Source organism: Caldicoprobacter faecalis (assembly GCF_900115765.1).
Taxonomy (GTDB): Bacteria; Bacillota; Clostridia; order Caldicoprobacterales; family Caldicoprobacteraceae; genus Caldicoprobacter; species Caldicoprobacter oshimai.
The window spans coordinates 1-3,924 of the sequence record NZ_FOXR01000067.1; the positions used below are offsets into that span (position 1 = coordinate 1).

Annotated in this window: 2 protein-coding genes and 1 pseudogene; all 3 read left to right on the forward strand. The window is 39.7% G+C overall.

Going from position 1 to position 3,924, the window contains the following annotated elements:
- Nucleotides 1–154 precede the first annotated feature (154 nt).
- A pseudogene (locus BM241_RS11920) lies at nt 155–1,873 on the forward strand (polysaccharide biosynthesis protein); the annotation flags it as partial.
- A 55-nt stretch (nt 1,874–1,928) separates the two neighbouring features.
- The gene (locus BM241_RS11925) at nt 1,929–3,017 is read left to right on the forward strand and encodes a glycosyltransferase family 4 protein (RefSeq protein WP_092282887.1); all 1,089 of its coding nucleotides are present in this window, start codon (nt 1,929–1,931) and stop codon (nt 3,015–3,017) included.
- 414 nt (nt 3,018–3,431) lie between these two features.
- Nucleotides 3,432–3,785: a glycosyltransferase family protein gene (locus BM241_RS11930; protein ID WP_092282888.1), complete on the forward strand. Its 354-nt coding sequence runs from the start codon at nt 3,432–3,434 to the stop codon at nt 3,783–3,785.
- Nucleotides 3,786–3,924 lie beyond the last annotated feature (139 nt).

The window sequence follows — 3,924 nt, forward strand, 5'->3', positions numbered from 1 at the left end:
TGCTTAAGCCGCTGGACTTATATGCCTCAATCCTAGCTTCCCACTGTTGCTTACGCTCTTTGTGCGTCATAGATAATCCCTCCTCATCATTTCTACGGAGGAATTATCTCACATCTGATTACAAATTTTTAGGTGTGCTCTATTTGACGCTTACCAAATATGCATTGCTTTCACACTTATAAGCATTCCTATCTATTACGTATTTCAGCTCTACAGCAGCCTGTGGAAATATGCCAGCATAAATGAACTTATAATGATAATATCCTCATCCATCATCGCTTCGCTGGCGGCTTACATATACTGCACGTTTTTGATTGTTTCGATTCCTGTAAGCGTGTACTTGCTTTACTGCTTTTTCAGCATGGCTTTTACGGGTGGGACGCGGTTGAGCTTCCGGATTTTAAGGAGGCTCCGCATTGTATGGTCGGGCAACGGCGTCAAGGAGTACAAAAGGGTCATGATAATCGGTGCCGGTGAAGCCGGTGCAATGGTCATAAAGGAGCTCAAGAACCACCCCGAGATGGGCTTAAAGCCCGTGGTAGCCATTGATGATGATAAGGCCAAGCACGGGTCGAAAATTTTGGGCGTGCCGGTATACGGCGGCAGGGAGCGCATAAAGGAGATTGCCAAGCAAAAGGCCATTGATGAGATTATAGTGGCCATGCCTTCGGCGCCCAGAAGCGAGATAAGGGCAATACTCAACGAATGCAAAAAGACAAAGTGCAAGCTAAAAACCCTGCCGGGAATATACGAGCTTATAAACGGCAAGATCACGGTAAAGCACATCCGCGATGTTCGCATTGAAGATCTTTTGGGCAGAGAGCCGGTTAAAATAAACCTTGAGGAGATATCCCAGTATCTCAAAGGCCAGGTTGTGCTGGTAACCGGCGGAGGGGGCTCAATAGGCTCGGAGCTTTGCAGGCAGGTAGCTAGGTTTGAACCCAAAAAGCTTCTCATACTGGATATATACGAGAACAACGCATATATGTTGCACCTGGAGCTTTTAAGGCGCCATCCCGAACTAGACCAGGAGGTTCTCATAGGCTCGGTGCAGGATCGCCCCAGGATGGAAGACATTTTTGCAAAGTACCGACCGGATGTGGTGTTTCACGCTGCGGCGCACAAGCATGTACCGCTTATGGAGAGCAACCCTACCGAGGCTATAAAGAACAATGTATTCGGTACGCTCAATGTGGCCGAGTGCGCCGATAAATACGGTACAAAGCGCTTTGTGCTCATATCTACCGATAAAGCGGTAAATCCCACAAATATAATGGGTGCTACAAAGCGCGTGGCCGAGATGATCATACAGGCCATGGATGCCCATAGCAAGACCGAGTTTGTGGCTGTAAGGTTTGGCAATGTGCTGGGCAGCGATGGAAGCGTGATACCGCTTTTTAAGAAGCAGATAGAGGAAGGTGGGCCGGTCACTGTTACTCATCCCGAGGTAAACCGCTATTTTATGACCATACCCGAGGCGGTGCAGCTTGTGATACAGGCAGGGGCTATGGCTAAGGGGGGTGAGATATTCGTACTTGACATGGGCGAGCCGGTCAAGATAGTGGACCTGGCCCGTGACCTCATCCGCCTGTCGGGTTTTGAGCCGGATGTGGACATAAAGATTGAGTTTACAGGCTTAAGGCCGGGTGAGAAGCTATATGAGGAGCTTCTGATGGCCGAGGAGGGCTTAACCGCTACCAAACACGAGAAGATATTCATAGGCAAGCCAATGTTTTCTGATTTAGACACATTGAGAAAAGAGCTGGACAACTTGAAGCGTATTCTAGTGGGTTCGGATGAGGGTTTGGTGGAGTATATGGAGAGGCTGGAAAGATTGATTTCGGATAGCAAGAGGTTGGTAAGGATTGCGTAAAAAGAATTCTAAAACAGGATTGTTTACTAATAAGTAAATTAACGAGTTAATTTTTATGAAGGTGATACATATGAAAAATTTATGGGTCTTTGTTATTGCATTTTTGATCTCACTATTAGTAATGCCGTTGGTTGTTAGGTTTGCTAATAAAAACGGTATTGTGGACAAACCTAACGGCAGAAAAATTCACAAAAAACCCGTTCCATTGTTAGGTGGAGCAGCTATTTTTATGGGATGCATCGTTCCTTTTCTTATATTTTCACAAATAGATCTAAAGGTTGTTAGTATAGTAATCGCTTCTGCTGTGCTTGTTGTGGTAGGAATGTTTGACGATATTTACGATATTAAAGCTAAGAAAAAATTGATCGTGCAAATATTGTGTGCCGCGTTGGTTGTGGGTGCAGGAATAAGGGTTAATATAAGTGAGTACATAACTGATAATGTATATCTAGCTTTTTTAATTGATGGAGTTATAAGCATGTGCTGGATTATTGGCATAATCAATGCAGTTAATTTAATAGATGGCTTAGATGGTTTAGCAGGAGGAGTATCGCTTATTGCTTGTATTGCATTTATGATTATTCTAGGAAGAGAAGGGTTAGAGTATATTGGGTATATAATTGCGTTATCGCTTGCTGGTGCAATTCTTGGATTTCTTTTTTATAATTTTTATCCTGCAAAAGTATTTATGGGAGATATGGGTAGTACATTCATAGGGTTTTTATTGGCTGTATTAGGCATAATAGCTTTAGATATACCGGAAAATCCTGCTTCGATTGTAGCTCCTATAATAATTTTGGCGGTACCAATTTTTGATACAGGTTTGGCAATATTACGAAGAATTGCGCAAAGGCAACCATTGTTTTCAGCAGACAAAAATCATCTTCATCATAGGCTTATAACAAAAGGCTTTAGTCAGAGACAAGCAGTGTTTATAATTTATGGTTTAGCGGTGCTGGCAGCTTTAGTAGGAGTGATTGTAGATGTTAAGCAGTATTTTTATTTTGGGGTTATAGTAATAGGTTTTCTTATGTTGTTAGGTATATTGATTAATTTTGGTGGGTTGTTAAGAATAAAGAAATCTGTAGAAAAAATGTATAGCGAGATAGCTTCTACTACAGAAAGACGTATATTTAATAGTTGATTTTTGAAAATTTGAGTACATAAAATGAAATTCGTAGTTGTAGTTTAAAAAAGTAGCCCTTTTAGATTTTTTTATGTTTTAAAATATTTACTTTTTTAAAGCAAGCTTGGAAGCAACATTCTAATTGTGGTAAAAAGAAACTTATTGAGTCTGCTGAACAGAAAATGTTAAGAAGAAGTTACTTCCCAATATTAGTAGACTACCATACAAATAATTTTAACTAAAAAGATGCATTAAGTTTATAGAACGAGAAATCTTTAAAACAGTTTTATGGAGAAAAACATAAAACCTAAATGGTATATTTATGAAACTTAAGGATACATGTAAATTAAATTTAAGATACATTTTTCGTAAAAGTAACAATAAAGATATGTTGAGTTAAACAGATTGCTAATTTGCTAAGAGGTGAAAAGATTGAAAATATTAATTATCACACATAATTTTCCACCTGATCTTGGGGCTGCTTCTTTTAGAATGGAATCGCTTATTCGCTTTTTGTCAGAAAAACATCAAGTTACGGTTCTTACTGCATATCCAAACAGATATAAAAGTATTAAAGTGGAAATGAAGGACAACTTTAATGAAAATGTTAAAGTTGTTAGGATTCCGAGTTTAAAGCAGTCTAATAATCTTTTTCAAAGGGGTATTTCTTTTTTAGATTTCTTCTTGAAAAGTTACATTATCGCAAGAAAACTTGTTAAAGGACATGATGTTGTTGTTGCAACTTCACCACAAATTTTTTCTGGATTTCTTGTAAGCGTCAAATAGAGCACACCTAAAAATTTGTAATCAGATGTGAGATAATTCCTCCGTAGAAATGATGAGGAGGGATTATCTATGACGCACAAAGAGCGTAAGCAACAGTGGGAAGCTAGGATTGAGGCATATAAGTCCAGCGGCTTAAGCA